This window comes from Novosphingobium sp. Chol11 (assembly GCF_900218065.1).
Lineage (GTDB): Bacteria > Pseudomonadota > Alphaproteobacteria > Sphingomonadales > Sphingomonadaceae > Sphingobium > Sphingobium agri.
Window position 1 is genome coordinate 2,417,352 of sequence record NZ_OBMU01000001.1, and the last position, 16,384, is coordinate 2,433,735.

Consider the following 16,384-nt stretch of genomic DNA (forward strand, 5'->3'; position numbering starts at 1 on the left):
ATCTCCGGCGGCTACGCACCTGGAGGAACCACCGGGCCACCCAGAGCGACCGCCTTCTGATAGGCAGGCCTCGCCTTGAACCGGGCCACATAATCGCGCAGCTGCGGATATTCGGCAAGCAGACCGGCTGAGTCCGCCAGTTCGATGAGATATGCAAGATGGATGTCGGCGATGGTGAACTCCGCGCCCAGCAGCCAGGGACCATCACCTATCCGTTCCGCGATGTAGGCCAGTGTCTTGGCACGTTCAGGAATGACAAACCTCGATAGGCCCTCCTGCAGCCCTCCCACCATCCCGCCAATCAGCGTGAGCATGATCGGGAAGGCCGCGGATCCTTCGACATAATGCAGCCACTCGTCGTGCAACGCGCGCGCGTCGGTGCCCGGCACCGGCGCCAGGCGCCCTCCTCCATGGCGGTCGTTGAGATGAGCCAGTATCGCTCCGGATTCAGCAATCGTCAGACCATCGTCCACCAAGACCGGTGCTTTGCCAAGCGGATGCACCGCGGCCAGCTCCGGCGGTGCACGAAAGCTATCATCCCTCTGGTACATGATTATTTCGTAGGGGATGCCTAGCTCTTCGAGAGCCCAGAGAATGCGGGTTGAACGGGAATAAGCCAAATGATGGAGCGTGATCATAGACAAACCTCAATCGCAGCAGACTATTGGATTAAACTCATGTCTACGGCTTAGCCATGGTATTCAGATCGCGATCAGTTTCCGCTAGGCCAAGGCGGAGGCGCGCTGAAGGTTGGCGAAGGCAACGGAGCGGTCGTGAATGAACAAGGCAAGAAAATTCCGGGCCTGTATGCCGCGGGCCGAACGGCTGGGGGCGTCTGTTCCAACATATGTCAGCGGATGTCGGTTGCAGACTGTGTCTGTTCCGGAAGGTACGCCGCGCGATCGATTGTTCACCTCGCGCGGCGCGCCAGCACCAAGATCTTCTTCGTCAGTTTTAATTTAGCTACTGCTGCATCGCGTACGAGCGACGATCTGACGGCACACATCCCCTGGGGTAACCTCTTCGAGCCATTCCTGCAGCATGTTCTCGATCCAGATCACCGCACTATAAAAGCCGCTTTCCAGCAGGCGAGGATCAGTTCGGCATTCAAGTGATGCCAAATATTCCTCGGGAAAATAGTCCAGTGCATCCGAAAGGATGGTGACGAACATGAAAATAGCCGTCGAAAAAATCGATGCCTTATATTGGAAATACAGTTCTTCTTTGTCGATCGGCGGGCACCCTTGGGCGGCGCATTCCTCTATGAAGATTTCGATCACGCGCTTGACCAAGCCGAGATGCTTGTCAGGCTCTGGCATCATGAGCATGCCGCTCAGCGCTTGAGCGATGCTCGCCTGCCCTGCCCCGCCCCAATCGAGTATTCCTGCTTGAAGCAGGCCGTTCTCATCGCGCCAAAACCAAGCGTTATCGATGTTCAGGTTGATGTGACACAGACCGGTATAGTCGGGATTGGACAGCATATAGGCGAGCAACTTGTCCTTATGCTCCAGTCCAAACAGCACGTCTTCGCGCCACTTCTTAAGTAATTCCGGCTTTGTCACCGCCGGTGAAAAGATCTGGGGGGCAACGCGTCCGATAAAGTCGATCAGTCGATCAAGCCGCGGTTCGGGATTCTCGATGCGCTGGAAATCCGGCGCAGCCTTGCCGAAGGGAAAGATGGCCTCGATATCATATCCCAGGCCGCCTCGTTTATGTGCGGCGACCAGACGGGCGAGGTTGCGCGTCAGAACTTCATAATGTTCCTCCACGCTGGGCACCTCATGGTCATACCCCTTGCGATATGCAGGCTCCACAGGATCGATCCCGAAGGGAACCCGCTCGGTTATCAGAATATAGTTGCCGGTGTAGGAGCTGTAGTCGCCGAAATAATAACGGGTAACAGTAACGGGGAGCTGCCGTTCCCGGGAAAGGCGTCCTAATTCGATTTCGCCATTGGACAGCCGAAGCAACCCATATTTATGATGCACGTCACTTGGGGGAAATTTCACGAATAGTTCGGTCTGCAAGCCCGGCTCGTCGCGCGCATAGGACACGGTCAGGAGGCCGTTTTCCGAGGCGCCACGAATATCCAACTTGTCGAGAGCGACGATAGCGGTGACCTGATTGTCCCGCGACAAGACTTCGGCAACGTGGAACGCGGCAGTCAGGAAGGCGGGGCCAGCCTTGCGCAGTCCCGCTAGATCGATGGGGAATTCCAAGCCATAATGGTCACCCGGCGTGATGTACAGATGCCGTTCAAGAAAGTCATCATAACTTAAGGCTGTCTTCGAGAAAGGCACGGCGGCACCAAGCGCCTCGGCATCCACCCAACCATTGGGGCTGGCGATGCGGACCCGCTCCCTTCCGCTATCGTCTTTCGACTTCTCCGCGCAGACAACCATCGTGCCAAGAGGCAGATGATGAAGCTGGGCGCTATCATGCGCTGCATGTGCTGTGACTACTGCGCCGTCATTAGCCACAATCGGGCATCGCGCGCCAAGCGACACTGCAATCTCGTGAACAGTCGGCACACTTCTCTCCAAGCTTCGTCCGCAGCCACCATGTGATGCTCACCATATTACAGTAAACCGTGCATTTAAGCAAAGTAGCCGATAAGACAGATCAATTGCCACCGCCGAGGCGCCCACCTTTGGTAGCGAGAAGTTCGACAATCACGACCTGACAAAACCCCTGAAGCCGTCCGCGATCGCTTCCTTGTTGAGCCGGTCGAACCGGGGAAGCCGCCCTCAGGCGGCTTCGTCCATGGCTTCAGCTGGGATGTTGGTGGGGCCGCCAATGTCATAGACGCGGGCGAGCAGGCCTACGAAGCTGTTGTCGTTCATCGGATCGGTCGGGACCTCGAACTGGACGCCACGCTTCTTCATGTCGTCGATCAGCATGTTGATTGCCAGTTCATGCGTGATGTCGTCACGATGATCATAGGTCAGCCGGAAATCATCCATGTCCTTGAACAGGCGTGCGCCCCAATGGACCAGGAAGCGCATTTCCTGCTCAGGCACCTTCTGGTTGACCTCTCCAAAGGTTTCGATCTGCCAGCCGGTCGGGTCCTGCGGGTCGGCGCCAAAGGTCGAGCTGATGTCCATGCCCTGCGGCTTGCGCAGTGCGACGGGGCCCGTAGCCTGACCGTGATGGAACATCATTTCGTTCTCCACGACCACCGCGCGGCCCCACATCGGCGCGTTGATCTGGAACGGCTCGCCGCTCGGGCCATTGGGCCAGCAGTTGAAGCCGCCGCCAATCTTGCCATTATAATACCAGGCGATGACCTGGCCTTTCTTCGAACGCCAGCGATCGAACAGGCAGGACTTCGCCATGGTCAGCAGCAGCCACAGCGGGGTATTCTCCATCGTCAGGCCACGGAAAACCGTGCCGTCCAGATGCGGAGGGCCGCCGATTGGGGTCGGACCCTGAATATTGAAGAGGAAAGTTTCCGGCTCCGCATACTGGCAGTCCCAATAGTTGCGGACCAGCTCAAGGAAGCGGGAATTATAGTAGCAATCCTCGATCTCCGGGTAGAAACAGGTGCCGCCCTTGGCCAGATAGCCGCGAAATACCGGATTGAGGCCGATCATGTCCCAGGTCAGCTTGACACCTTCGGGAATGGTGCCGGATGTCGTCGCGATCACCTCTTCTGGCGTTTTGAAGTTTTCGGCCATGATCAGCGGCCAGGGACCATTATCCCGCACGACCTGCAAAAGTCTTGCGTGCTGATCGTTGCTATAGGCGTCGTCGATCAGCTGGGGCGGAGCGACCGGACGGAAGTTTTCGGCGAGATCGCGAAGCATAATCTGTGTCTCCAATTTCTTGCAACTGTCATCGCATAGGAATGAGGGTGGCCAGCCTGTAGGCACCAAAGCCACCCTAAGCGGATCAAATCGTCAGCATTTCCATTTCACGCTGTGTGGCCGGAGCGTCGCCGTCCTTGCGCGTCACGTTGAAATCCTCTTCACGTGGGCTACGCAGATCGTGCCAGATGCGCGAGTTATGGCGTGGGATCGCGAGGATGACCTTCTTTTGCCCGTCACCGCCCGTGTCCCGATAATAGCCATGGGCGCTGCCACATTGCACCCAGGCGGTCTTCGCCAAGTTTGTATCGACATCGTCTATGAAGGCGTCCGTTGCCTGCTGAGAAACGTCAAAGGACGACAGATGATCGTCCACCATCCATTGCAGCAGTTCGACGATGTAATGGACCTGCTGTTCACTGACGACCGCATGGTTGGCGACCAGATAGCTGTAGGGAGCGCCCATGAAGACGAAATTGGGGAAACCGGTGATCAACATGCCTTCATAGGAGAAGGGATGCGGATCGAACGCGTCCTTCAACGTCTTCCCGCCAGCGCCGCGAATGTCGAACTGCCGCCCGAAATGCAGGTTGTAGCCGGTCGAGAGCAGCAGCACGTCGCATTCGATCCGCGTACCATCCGCCAGGATGACCGCGTTCGCATCGGCCTCCGCCAATTCGCCGCGCACGATCGACACATTGGGCTTCTTCAGCGTATCGTAAAATCCGCAATCCAGGATCGGACGCTTGGCGAAGACCGGGCAGTTGGGCGTCAGCAGTTCCACCATTTCCGGATCGTCGGGGAAATGGCTCTTCAGATAGCCTTCGCACATCATCCGCATGCCATCGTTGATCGGACCGAAGCCGCCGGTCTTCGCGGCATAGTCCTCGTCCTTCATGATCATGCCATGCATGTCGCGCATCTGGCTGTGCAGGCTCTGCAACCGCTTCCACTGCGCCACGAAGGGCACATGCTCCATGGCCCAACGCTCCAGTTCCGCCACCGGCGCATGCGCCTGCGGATTAGGGATGATGTGTTCGGGCTGGCGCTGGACGATGATCAACTCGCCGACCTTGTCGGCGATCGCGGTCGCCACCTGCACGCCGGAACAGCCGGTGCCGACCAGCACGACCTTCTTGCCGGTAAGGTCGATGCTATGATTCCAGGCGGCCGAATGGATCACGGGACCCTTGAACGAGTCTAGATTCTTGACCTTGGGATAGTTGGGATTGTTGTTCGGCCCCACCGCCATGATGAGGACGTTGCACTCATAAGTTTCGGGCTTGCCGTTCCGTACCGCCTTCACGATCCAGATCTTGCGCGCCTCATCCCACTCCGCGCCTTCGACCCAGGTTCCGAACTGGATACGATCACGCAGATTATATTTGTCGGTGACGCGGTCGAGGTAAGACAGGAATTCGGGGCCACGCGGATAGAATTGGGTCCAGGACGCATTGGGTTCGAAGGAAAAGGAATAGATGCGGCTCGGCGTATCGACCGCAGCGCCCGGATAGGTGTTGGTCAACCAGTTGCCGCCCACCGTGTCCATCGCTTCCAGCACCGTGAAGTCGAAACCTGCCTGCTGCAGCTTGATCGCGGCGTTGATACCCATCATTCCCGCGCCGACCACGATCACCTTGAAATCGGCAGGCGGCACGTCCGCCGCCTTGCGCACGCGCGTGTCGGTGGTGAAGCCGGCATGCTGGAAAGCAACATCCACGGACATTTCCGGCAGGTCCTGACCCAGCAGCAGACGGCTCATCCGCTTGAACATCGGCCGGTCCAGCTGCGGCATGACCGGCGGCTTGCCCGACTTCACCGCGAGGCGCAGGCGATCGCGAATTTCGGCGGCGATCGCCGGATCAATGGTCGGCCGCTCTTCATGCGCGTGGATATCCACGAACGTCTCGATCAGCTCTTCCTGTCGTCCGTCGATCGCATCCCAATAATGATGCAGCAACGTACGGTCGCCGGTGATCTGGATCAGCGCCATCAGCGCCATGGTGGGGTCAAGCGCGTCGATCGCGGCATGTATCCGAGAATCATTATTAGTGGCCGGGGCGTGCATCCTGTCTCTCCTGAATGTCCTCGTTCGCAGAACTCAATTTAAATTGAATTACACTTCCATGTGTAAATCGTCAATGGTGGCAGGCTTGCTATTTGCGCCTTTGCTGCGCAACGAGGCTGGATATGGACGGACAGAGCATCAAGAGGCGGGCAGGCCGCCCAACGCCAGAGGTGGCCGAACAGAAGCGCAACAACCTGATCCTGGTTGCGCTCAATGAATTTGCACGGACTGGATTTCATGCTGCGTCGCTGCGCGACATTGCCGAAAAGGCTCAGGTGTCGAGCCGCACGCTCTACAATCACTTCCCTGACAAGCTCGCCCTGTTCGAAGCCTGCCTCGAACATTCTGGTGCGCAGATCCGGCCGGAACTCCCCGATCTGAAGGGCGACCTCCACACGCAGCTCATCACCTACGCCACCGAAATGCAGCGGCAGCTATTTTCGACGCAAAGCACTCAAATGGCACGGCTGATTTACCGGGAGAGCAGCGAATTCGACGAACTGCGCAAGATCGCTCGCCTGCAGTTTGAACGGCATCAGGTCAGCCCTGTCGCTCGACTCCTGGAGGCGGAAGGCGTCGATCCGGCAGAGAGCCACCCTTTGGCCAAGCAATTCGTCGTCATGGCTCTTGGCGAGTGGCAGAGGCGATTGCTGTTCGGGGGAGAGTTGATGACGGATGAAGAAATGGCTGGGCACGCAAAGCTCGTAACCAACATATTCTTAAACGGTATCACAAGTCGCATCTCGTAATTGGCTGGCGTCCGGCCTAGGCAGGCTTGGGAAAATTGACTGCTTCCGCTTCTATGCAGGCGCTGAACAAGCCAAGCTTATCTGTAAAATGATTATAGAGCGTCCCGACTTGTTGATATCGCCGCGGTCTTCCACTTCCTTGTTCTTGGTCGGTTGCATCTCCCCAAGCTGGTAATGGCGGACACATTCAAGGCACTGGCGCAGCGCCGATAGCGGCTTCAACAGAGCGAGATTTGCATTTTGAAGCGCCGCAATCTAACGCTCCTTGCCATAAAGAAACTCAAGACCGCCTTTTAGACGGTTTGCTGGCGTTTCAGGGCATTAGGAACAAATGGTGCCCGGGGACGGAGTCGAACCGCCGACACTGCGATTTTCAGTCTAAAGCATGGGTTTTCCGGCGGATGCCGAACAATTCCCTTTGTCTGTATTTTTCAGGTACTTACGGGCAGGGTTCCATATTAGAGGGGCCGTAGGACTCCGGCTTATTCCGGCTATTTCCCTGCACGATTACACCGGAATTACACACGTTTCTTGTACGCAATCAATTTCCCTAATCTCAGGAGTCAACTTCTACACGTCGCCAACTAGTCCGGTATGGATCACATGAGGCACAGCTTGAAATAACATCATGCGGCGCTTCAAATCCTCGCATACCTGCGCAAAGTCGCCTTTACTTGGAGCCATAATCGATGCTCCATCCTTCAAGAATTCCTCAGAAACTCCTCTAGCCGAGAGAAACGTAAGGGGTGAAAAAAGTAGATTTCTTTCGACCGGCGTATCGAAGTTAGCTCCTCTCACCGAGGAGGCATGAAATTTCATGCCTTTCATAGAAGTGCCAAAGAAATTAGCCGAGTTAATGCTACACAAATAAAATCGGCAGCCGTCCATTATCGCATAATTGAATCTCCCGCTCAAATCACATGCTACAAAGGTAGCGTCTTCCAAGTTTGACGATCTAAAATCGATATTATGAGCCCTTATCTCTTCAAAATGTTGGCCGGACGCATCAAGAAGCGAAAGACAGCTAAATATCACTGTGGACCCTGTTTTATCTTTTACTCGTTTGATTACGCTGCAAAGCTCATCTTCATCGTTCCATTCGATCTCTATAATTGCTTTACCAGAACACTCGGCCTCATCGAGCGCCGTAGCGCATGAGTTGGCTACCATCCAGAGAGCGCACTCAGCGTTTGCCTGTTCGACTTCCATCGACCGCCATGTCCCGCCACCGGAAATCGGGAAGCCCTCATCGGACGCCTTTTTGATGAGGTTCTGAAAACCTTCCTTTAGCTTAATTGCATTTGCGATTTCTTCCTGCTTCTTGCCTCCGGCAAGCTTCAGTCGAATTTCATCCCGAAGGAAGTGCAGCATCTCAATTGATGGTTCGCCCGTCCGGGTCGCCCGCATCCAATCGCGCATCGCATTATCAATGCGGCGCAAATTCTGAGCGATAACATCTTCAGCCACAGATAATAGAGCTTTAGCCGCCAGGTATTCTCCAAAACTTTTATGAGTAAACTCAAATCCACGCTGCGATCTCTCAGATGATTTAAGGTAGAAATTCATGGCCAAGTTCGTGACATCCTGTCCATTATCAGCAGTGAACTTTTTCCAAGCGTCTTCTGCTTCCGTAATCTCAAGCGCTTCATCGAATTTTTCTTCGCTGGCAACGCGAGCGTCTCCTCCAAGCCACGCCGCAAGCGCGATCGTCTCCATGAGTTTCAGGAAGTCGGGCTTGGACAGTGTTTTGCCTGCGCCAAGCCTTTTATGTACTCCATCACCCCAGCCGCGTTCGTATATCGACTCGACAAGAGCCGAATAAATCCGGTTTCGATTGTCAGCGGCCAATTCCCAGTGTTGGTTTGCGTATCCGGCGAGCGCCAAAAGATAGCAAAGTAAAGGCTCGTGAGTGATACCCTCGAGCCGTTTATTAGAAAAAGCTTCAGGGATATCGGGCGTCTCGCCTTTGAGCGCAGCGTATTGAGTCCACCATTGTTTTCTCTGATCTTCTGACCAAAGAGGGTTATCGCTGCCGTCGCTTTCTTCGCCTGCATCGTGCACGCGCACTGGCAGGAACCCATATGCTTCAAGGGCACCATTGCGCGGCGTCGGCAAGTACCTGCTTGCTGCTTGAAACGCGGGCATCCGCCCGCTTACGATGACACGAATTTTGCGGTTGTTGCCGCCTGTTAGGGTGGAAACAAGACTGTTAAGGCGGTTTGCAAAGGTGCCAACTACATCTTTGGCAGCTTCCCCAGGAGCCACTAATTCATCTAGACCATCGAAGATTAGCAAAAGCGGAGCGCCATCCTCGACAGAGGCGCGTGCGAGCGGAGGCTGATTGAAGGGACTGTCAGTGGTTTCTGTGAAATGACGATTGATAGCCTCTCTCAGGTCTTGGTCCGTCCCGATGTGTTGCAAGGGAATGAAGAGCGGACGGACCCCATCCTTCTTCGCGGCTCGGCTGGCTAACGCCTTCAATGTTGTAGATTTACCGCTGCCCGGGCCCCCGCCAACCAAACGCAGCCAATCGCTGAGGCTTTCACTCTCCACCCATGTGTCAAGTTCACTATCTATGCGAACCATTTCATGAGATGAAATTATGTTATATCCTTCAGAGTCTATGTCATCATCATCTTTACTGAAAATACCTCGCAATGGTACATATAATTGGCTCAGCGATATTCTTTCTATTTCCTGACCAAATAGCGGTCTCACTTCAAAGTCATAGATCAATTTCGCTCTATACGACTGCCACGACGTAGATATATCGGCCGCCAAAGCTCCAGGAATTTTGAGGGAAGAGAACAGCGGCTCGTAGTAATCCGGTCGGGCGGAAAAAATCTCGAAGACCGCCCTATTGAAAGCTGCATCGATTTTGTATCGCAAATTAGCTTTATTTTCCGTCGAATATGCATCATTATCGAAGAGATGTTCAAGAATTTCATTATAAATTTGCAGCTTTGTAGGCCGATCAAAAAAATTAATTGGTACGAATATTCCGTCTATGCCACACTTGGCTCTAGCAGTATCGATGGCGTGTCTAAAGTGCTTCACAAGCTCATCCGTCTTGTCAGAGGGAAAGGCTTTAGACTGATCGAGAGACCACGCAGTTGCGCTAATTGCAAAAACCCAGGCCAAGTAACCAGCTGATGGCTTGATTTTGAAAGAGGTGGCGAATTTAACTAACCCACTTATGCCGGTCGAAACCCCATCTCCGGTGGATTTCAAGAAAAGGTCGCTTATGGCCCCACCTACTGACCCGAGGAAGTCCTTCCACTCGCTTTCCACCGAGATGTCGAGCGGGAGATGAACCCCAACTTCGGCCCCAATAACATTGTGCATTCACGCCTCCCTTTGCGCCATCGTATTCAACAGGACAGTGGTCGTCAAAGTATGACAGCGAAATCATCGGCCTAATCGCAAACGTCCGTTTCCGATACACGCTACCAACATGTATCGAAAATTAGACTCCACATATATTCGTTACCTTGATAGTTTCGTTACACAGATTCGATACAAGGATTACAAAATGAGCCGAGCCTTTGCATATTGCCGCGTTTCAACGGGGGACCAGACTACCGACAATCAAGTTAGAGAGATTGAAGCGGCTGGCTTTGCGGTCGATCCCAAGCGCATCATTGTTGAGACTGTTTCTGGTTCGGTTGCCGCTTTGGAGCGCAAGGGCTTTGCTAAGTTGGTGGATCGGCTGGAAGCCGGTGACATTCTCATCGTGACAAAGCTGGATCGGCTAGGCCGTAACGCTATGGACGTAAGGGGCACAGTCGAACGGCTGGAAGCAGAAGGTGTGAAGGTCCATTGCCTTGCCCTTGGTGGTGTGGACCTCACCAGCGCAGCCGGAAAGATGACGATGGCTGTTATCTCTGCCGTTGCTGAGTTCGAGCGTGATCTACTGATCGAACGAACCCAATCAGGCTTGAAGCGGGCGAAGGCAGAGGGAAAGACCTTGGGCCGTCCGCAATCCCTTACTGATGATCAGCAGCGCACCATTCTTGGAAAGCGGAAGGAAGGCATTTCCCTTGGAGCATTGGCCAAGGAATATCAGGTTAGCCGCGCCGCCATACAGCGGGTGGAAAAACGGGCCTCTTAAGATCATGATGAAGCAGCGATAGGGGCAAGGTGCGACATGTCTGACATTCGACCATTCCGCCAGGAACGGGCTTGAAGTCATTGGATGAATGCGAAGGTCCACGCCTACGCTTCATGCCATTGTCCAGTGAGGCGATCAGCCCCTACCTCATTGTTCCTATCGGGCTGACGATAGGAAACGGTACGGGATACCTTCTTTTATTCTGATGCGATCGACAGGCTGCCCGTCAGCCGTTGCAATCTCAACGGAATGCCCTGCCATTTTGGTGGGGTATTTTTTTGCCTGCGTCAGAAAGGCGAAGTCTTAACTCAGAGGCTATATTGGGCACAGAAATTGATTCACACGGGCCTTATCGGATTAGCTGTCCTCACACGATAGAAACGCGAAGGGGGCAAGGAAGCAGCCGATCCGTAAACGACCACTAGTTGACGCTGAAAGGATCGATTTAACTTCCCAAATGCGGTCGTTCGTTCAGCGTGATCTTTCCCGTTTCTTCACTTCTAACCAGCAGTTTCGACAATTGGTTTTTGGAACTGGGGCGACTGTGCCAATGCGGGGCACCGCGCCTGACCGATTGACACCCTCGTATGCTTAAATAGAAGGCCAGCTGGCTGCCTATCGATCAAGGGATCACATGACCGACCTGTTCTCTCCGCTCGCCTTCTCGCGCGGCCCTACCATGAAGAACCGCCTCATGCTTGCTCCGCTGACTAACCAGCAGAGCTACCCGGACGGCCGACTTTCAGACGAGGAATATGGCTGGTTGATCATGCGTGCAACGGGCGGGTTCGGTCTAGTGATGACCTGTGCCTCTCATGTGCAGCCAGTCGGCCAGGGCTTTCCAGGACAACTTGGCATCTTCGGTGATGAACACCTCGAAGGGCTCACCCGATTGGCAGCCGGCATCAAGGAAGGGGGGGCCCTATCCTCGGTGCAACTTCACCATGCCGGCTACCGCGCACCCCAAGAGCTGGTGGGCACGCCGGTCTGCCCCTCTGACAATCCCGAAACCGGTGCGCGCGGTCTAACTCTGGATGAGGTCGAGAGGCTTCGCGACGACTTCATCGCGGCGGCCGTGCGCGCCGAGAAGGCAGGTTTTGACGGTGTAGAAGTGCATGGCGCGCATGGCTATGTGCTCGCCGAATTCCTTTCCCCTGAAGTCAACCAGCGCACCGATCGCTACGGCGGTAACTCCGAAAATCGCGCTCGCCTTCTATTCGAGATAGTTGACGGTATTCGAGCCGCCTGCCGCGCGGATTTCCAGGTGGGCTTGCGGCTTTCGCCGGAGCGCTATGCACAAGACCTTCAGGAAGTTGTCGCAGTTGCGGGCGAGGTGATGCGCAATGACAAGATCGACTATCTTGACCTTTCATTGTGGGATGTCACCAAAGAGCCAGAAGACGAACGCTACAAAGGACGGACCTTGCTGAGCTGCTTCACCGAGCTGCCGCGGGGCAATACACGTCTGGGCGCGGCGGGCAAGGTCATGAACGGCCGAACCGCAGCGAGCGTCATTGCAGCTGGCTGCGATTTCGTCTCGATTGGACGTGCCGCGATCCTGCGGCACGATTTCCCCGAATGCGTGCGCTGCGATGCCGACTTCGAATCGCCTTCGCTCCCCGTGTCGCCCGAGCATCTTCGCAGTGAGGGTGTCGCTGAACCGTTCCTCAACTACATAACCTCGACCTGGCCTAACTTCGTTGAAGACGAAACGGCAAAGGCGTGAGAGCGCCGGATTTCAAATTTGTGCGCCACAACCTGTGTTCGATGGTTGCATGAAGCTAATAACGGAACAGCGAAGGTCGTTCTGTCGGCCTAACCACCCTTACTCTTGGTCAATAAGTGGAGCGAAATGCGCGGACCTGTGCCTGACGGTTGCCGGGGGTGAGTAGGCAAGTCGCCGGTACGGAGGCGCCACCATCGTTCCCCACCGCGGAGTTGAGCCGTCCGGTGGAGAACCGCGCACGCGGCATCGGCTTGCGCGTAGGTGCGGTAAGCACCTTTGCCGCGATGATGGCCGCTCTGAAATACGCGACTGTTCATGGGGCTGGTCCGGTAGAGGTGCTGTTCTTCCGCAACTTGTTCGCGCTGCCCACGATCATCGCGTGGGTGGCGGTTAGTGGGGGTTTGGCAGCGGTGCGCACCCGCCGTCCAAGTGCTCACCTGACGCGCAGCGCCCTTGGCCTTTGTGTCATGTTCTGCACCTTTCTCGCGCTATCCAAACTGCCGCTAGCGGAAGCAACGGTCATCAGCTTCTCGGCACCACTCTTTGCGACCATGCTGTCGGCGCTCATCCTCCGTGAGAAGGTCTTTTGGCACCGGTGGACGGCAATCGTGTTGGGTTTCGTCGGCGTGCTGGTAGCGGTAAATCCCGTTGGCTCGACGCTGCCACTGATGGGCGTCATCATTGCCCTCATTGCGGCGCTCGGTACGGCCCTAGTGGTGATCACACTTCGACAAATCGGCGAAACCGAGAGTGCGACGGCTACGGTTTTCTGGTTCAATGTGGCAAGCGTTGTGGTCACTCTGATCCCCATGCCGTTTGTCTACAACTCGCACAGCGGTGACGTATGGCTCGCGCTGATGATAGGCGGAATTTTCGGAGGAGTGGCGCAAATCATGATGACAGCGGCGGTGCGCTTTGCGCCGGTGTCAGTGCTAGCGCCGTTTGATTACCTGCAACTCGTCTGGGCGACCTTGTGGGGCGTAGTTCTATTCGAGGTCGCACCGACGATCAACGGCGCTGTGGGGGGAGTCCTAATCGCAGGCGCCGGGTGCTATGTGGTGTGGCGCGAGCGGCGACAGCGCAAGATTACCGTGACTGCGGGTAATGAGCTTTGACACGCCGAGCCTTGTAAACCGCGGGTAAACCTCTCACAAAAAAATGCCGGAGTTCTAAACCGCCTGCTCGGCAAGTGTCGGCGCCGCTCTAAGGCAAATTTTTGGGGTCTCGACGGACGAGCATTCAATTTTCTTTGTCCGCTTATCCGGGTTGCCGCCTGAAAGCTGCCGTTCCGCTTACCACCCGCCATCGTCGCTGGCTACAGTGGGGCCTCGCCACGCGCCAATAACCTGCTGGTCCGCTTCGGGATTGCAAAGCTGCTCGGCGGCAGGCGACCATTTTTTGCCATTCGTCCCCCTTCAATCGTTGTCCACTAGCGGACAGTGCGGGCGTCGCATATTGATCTCATCATGAAGGGGCGGACAGCGATCGTTTGCGTAATGGCTGCGAGCATCGGTGGTGCAGCAGGCTGGATACTCAATGACCAAGCTGAAGGCCGCCGCTGCAATTATTTGGCGAATGGCTATGAATTACTTCCAATCAGAACTGAACGCCTCTCCCGATCCGAACTTGAGCATGTGCCTGAACATGTCCTGGGTGACATACAAAGGTGCTGGGCGGCAAACCCCTATGGAGGGCCTCAGCACAGCCTGGCATTGACCGATGCCAGAAAACTGTCTGCGGCGCGCTATTATGTCGCCTTCGAACCACTCGGGATAACCGATGTTCAAATAGTGTTCCTGGTCGACCGCAAAGATGGCGTGATCGGTGCATTTCAGCGCAGCACCCAGTAACGTGCCGCACCCTCTATAAGCGCTAGGCGGCTAAAACGACCATGGCGGGCATTTACGATGCTGTAGCATCCTGCCAAAATCAGACTTCACGGAGGGGAGCACGGCCGCGTTATGTTCCGACTTTTGTTTGGCGAAACGGTACGGACAGTGATGTTACCACTCCTTCCATTTCAATTTCTGATCGTTGCCCTCAACCTCGCGGGGTACGTGGAGAACGAAACGTTTATATCGTCGATGAGGATGATAGCGTTCGCGTACGTCATCTCCGTCATTTTGGAAGCGGTGTACGGCGTACGGAAATGATGAGATTACTCATCGGTGCTCGTCATGGCACTTTACGCTTTCGTAAGGCGACGGTGAACACCCGACCAATTTCAGCCTTGGGTGAGGTTGATCGCTCTGCTCGGACGCGGACATCACCGACGTGATGAAGGCTTTCGTATCCACAGCCTTACGGATCGAGGCAGAAAGTAGGCGCAGCCAAGAATGCTGACCGCCGTAACGCCAAGTAGGGTATTGGTAGCTGCCTCGCTCTCGGAAATTGTGGCATGGCCTAGGGTTGCCAACATCAGGGATGTTGCAAATCCGGCGAGTGATAGAGTCGTGCCTGCATGAACATGCTTTCTATTCATGCTGAATTATTACGGTTGGCATAGGCCAATGGGCAAGAGGTGATCCGAAACCGGACCGTCGCCTAATCACCCTGCATCGTTGCTACCGGCCTGCAAAGCAGCCTTAGCCGCGCCAACCTGCTGGTCAGGTTCAGAATTAGAAAGCAGCCCAGCGGCGAGCGACCACAAACTGCCATTCAGAAGTGCATCCGCTGCACCTGGTTGCTGACGTTGACGCCGACGCTATGCTCTACATCATCCTGCTGCAGTCAGCGCGGGCACAAGAAGCGCGGGGGTAACAATGTCTTCAAAACGAGGATGCATGGTAGCCAGCGCCTCAATAGGCATTCTGCTGCTAGCTTTCCTGCTCTGGCCCTATCGATCGGAAAAAATAGATAGCGTCGTTTCAGCAAACGAAACGGGGTGCGCCATTTACACCACCAGCAACGGCGGCTGGCGCGAAGAGGCAGGGGCTTCTCGGGTAGCTTACCCCCTGGATATACGTGTTTTCGTTGAAAGTTGCGCCGGTGTGCCACAGGGGCGACCATATGCCGCAACGCTTGTGTCCGCTCGCTCCGGGAAAGTCATTGCGTCAGGATTGTCCTGTTCCGGGAACAGACTTGCCGAAGGGTATCCTTGTAGGCTTGAATTGCCACCACTCAACACACTATCTGGGCAGGATCACTTTCGCGTTCGCGTTGTGGTGGCCAAGAGACAAAAGTTGCGCTCTGCTGAGTTGCACCTGTTCCTCAAACGCGAATGGCGTAGCGTTGTGATCGACACGATTATGTCGGTCTAGCGCGTCGGCGTTCGCCTCTGCCCTGCAGTATCAAATAATGCTCACCGCGGCGTCAGCTATCACCGATCCTCCACCTGAAAGCCGACAGTCCGCCGCCCACCCGCTATCGTCGATTCCCGCCTGCAAAGCCGCCTGCGCCGCCTATATCCTGCTGGTCCGCTTTGAGCTTGGTAAGCCGTCCATCGGCAGACGACCAATTCTGCCATATGTTCGGGGCGCATTCATCCCATCAAGCATCCGCATGGGCGGGCAAGCAGCGTGACGTTAGGGATAACAATATTGATAATTGAACTTGGCAGCACCCACATCATATTCGACAATGATGGCCGGACATGTGGGATCATGCCGCTCGAAGAGCGCCCATGGAAGTTCATCGTTGGCGACGATATTGATCGGCTTTAAAGGCAAACTTCGTATAGCGTCTGGCATCGCAACTGACAGCAGTCGTGTTGGGTGATCCCATAGTGTACCTTTGATCAATTTTCGACCTTCGGCAAACGTTCCAGTGTAGAACCTTATTCGCTTTCTTAAGGACTTTCCATTTCTATGAAGCGTAATTTCGCGCTCAAGCTTGCGAATTATTATTTCATCGGGCTTACATTCTTTGTTGATACTTTTAGCCTGCAAGGCATGGTTGATAGCGGGCGTGCCGAGGGAACTGTGT

General features: G+C 55.2%; 11 protein-coding genes. 5 read left to right on the top strand and 6 right to left on the bottom strand.

Features of this window, described 5'->3' with window-relative positions; genetic code table 11:
- Positions 1–11: 11 nt before the first annotated feature.
- From NCHOL11_RS12035 to NCHOL11_RS12050, 4 genes are all read right to left on the bottom strand, one after another.
- Positions 12–638 (bottom strand): glutathione S-transferase family protein, encoded by a 627-nt coding sequence (locus tag NCHOL11_RS12035; RefSeq protein ID WP_097092508.1) that lies wholly within the window; start codon positions 636–638, stop codon positions 12–14.
- Positions 639–959: 321 nt separating this feature from the next.
- Positions 960–2,507 carry a hypothetical protein gene (locus NCHOL11_RS12040; protein ID WP_141397855.1) on the bottom strand — a complete coding sequence of 516 codons (1,548 nt, stop codon included), beginning with the start codon at positions 2,505–2,507 and terminating at the stop codon, positions 960–962.
- Between the two features lie 240 nt (positions 2,508–2,747).
- The gene (locus tag NCHOL11_RS12045; RefSeq protein WP_097092510.1) at positions 2,748–3,806 is read right to left on the bottom strand and encodes a hypothetical protein; all 1,059 of its coding nucleotides are present in this window, start codon (positions 3,804–3,806) and stop codon (positions 2,748–2,750) included.
- An 85-nt stretch (positions 3,807–3,891) separates the two neighbouring features.
- Positions 3,892–5,874 carry a flavin-containing monooxygenase gene (locus NCHOL11_RS12050; protein ID WP_097092511.1) on the bottom strand — a complete coding sequence of 661 codons (1,983 nt, stop codon included), beginning with the start codon at positions 5,872–5,874 and terminating at the stop codon, positions 3,892–3,894.
- A gap of 122 nt (positions 5,875–5,996) precedes the next feature.
- On the opposite strand from NCHOL11_RS12050, the gene NCHOL11_RS12055 reads away from it, so the two are divergent.
- Positions 5,997–6,623, top strand: a complete 627-nt coding sequence (locus NCHOL11_RS12055; protein WP_097092512.1) for a TetR/AcrR family transcriptional regulator — start codon at positions 5,997–5,999, stop codon at positions 6,621–6,623.
- Positions 6,624–7,193: 570 nt separating this feature from the next.
- Here NCHOL11_RS12055 and NCHOL11_RS12060 read toward each other — a convergent pair.
- Positions 7,194–9,968 (bottom strand): NACHT domain-containing protein, encoded by a 2,775-nt coding sequence (locus NCHOL11_RS12060; RefSeq protein WP_097092513.1) that lies wholly within the window; start codon positions 9,966–9,968, stop codon positions 7,194–7,196.
- A gap of 109 nt (positions 9,969–10,077) precedes the next feature.
- On the opposite strand from NCHOL11_RS12060, the gene NCHOL11_RS12065 reads away from it, so the two are divergent.
- The 4 genes from NCHOL11_RS12065 to NCHOL11_RS12080 all read left to right on the top strand — a co-directional run bounded on the left by NCHOL11_RS12065 (position 10,078) and on the right by NCHOL11_RS12080 (position 14,310).
- Entirely contained in the window at positions 10,078–10,734 is a 657-nt protein-coding gene (locus NCHOL11_RS12065) for a recombinase family protein (RefSeq protein ID WP_255254781.1), read from the top strand.
- Positions 10,735–11,368: 634 nt separating this feature from the next.
- Positions 11,369–12,460, top strand: coding sequence for an NADH:flavin oxidoreductase (locus tag NCHOL11_RS12070; protein ID WP_097092514.1), 1,092 nt, complete (start codon positions 11,369–11,371; stop codon positions 12,458–12,460).
- A 224-nt stretch (positions 12,461–12,684) separates the two neighbouring features.
- A complete protein-coding gene (locus tag NCHOL11_RS12075) occupies positions 12,685–13,575 on the top strand; it encodes a DMT family transporter (protein ID WP_097092515.1) in 891 nt (296 codons plus the stop codon).
- 381 nt (positions 13,576–13,956) lie between these two features.
- Positions 13,957–14,310: a hypothetical protein gene (locus NCHOL11_RS12080; protein ID WP_097092516.1), complete on the top strand. Its 354-nt coding sequence runs from the start codon at positions 13,957–13,959 to the stop codon at positions 14,308–14,310.
- Between the two features lie 1,674 nt (positions 14,311–15,984).
- On the opposite strand, the gene NCHOL11_RS18210 is transcribed toward NCHOL11_RS12080, so the two are convergent.
- Positions 15,985–16,384: hypothetical protein (locus tag NCHOL11_RS18210; RefSeq protein ID WP_176502240.1), on the bottom strand; the 400-nt coding region annotated here is incomplete at its 5' end.

What these genes read in the sequence shown, in the direction of transcription:
- NCHOL11_RS12050 (WP_097092511.1), bottom strand. Translation starts at nt 5,874, where the DNA reads ATGCACGCCCCGGCCACTAATAATGATTCTCGGATACATGCCGCGATC.
- NCHOL11_RS12035 (WP_097092508.1), bottom strand. Translation starts at nt 638, where the DNA reads ATGATCACGCTCCATCATTTGGCTTATTCCCGTTCAACCCGCATTCTC.
- NCHOL11_RS12080 (WP_097092516.1), top strand. Translation starts at nt 13,957, where the DNA reads ATGGCTGCGAGCATCGGTGGTGCAGCAGGCTGGATACTCAATGACCAA.
- NCHOL11_RS12045 (WP_097092510.1), bottom strand. Translation starts at nt 3,806, where the DNA reads ATGCTTCGCGATCTCGCCGAAAACTTCCGTCCGGTCGCTCCGCCCCAG.
- NCHOL11_RS12070 (WP_097092514.1), top strand. Translation starts at nt 11,369, where the DNA reads ATGACCGACCTGTTCTCTCCGCTCGCCTTCTCGCGCGGCCCTACCATG.
- NCHOL11_RS12060 (WP_097092513.1), bottom strand. Translation starts at nt 9,968, where the DNA reads ATGCACAATGTTATTGGGGCCGAAGTTGGGGTTCATCTCCCGCTCGAC.
- NCHOL11_RS12065 (WP_255254781.1), top strand. Translation starts at nt 10,078, where the DNA reads ATGTATCGAAAATTAGACTCCACATATATTCGTTACCTTGATAGTTTC.
- NCHOL11_RS12055 (WP_097092512.1), top strand. Translation starts at nt 5,997, where the DNA reads ATGGACGGACAGAGCATCAAGAGGCGGGCAGGCCGCCCAACGCCAGAG.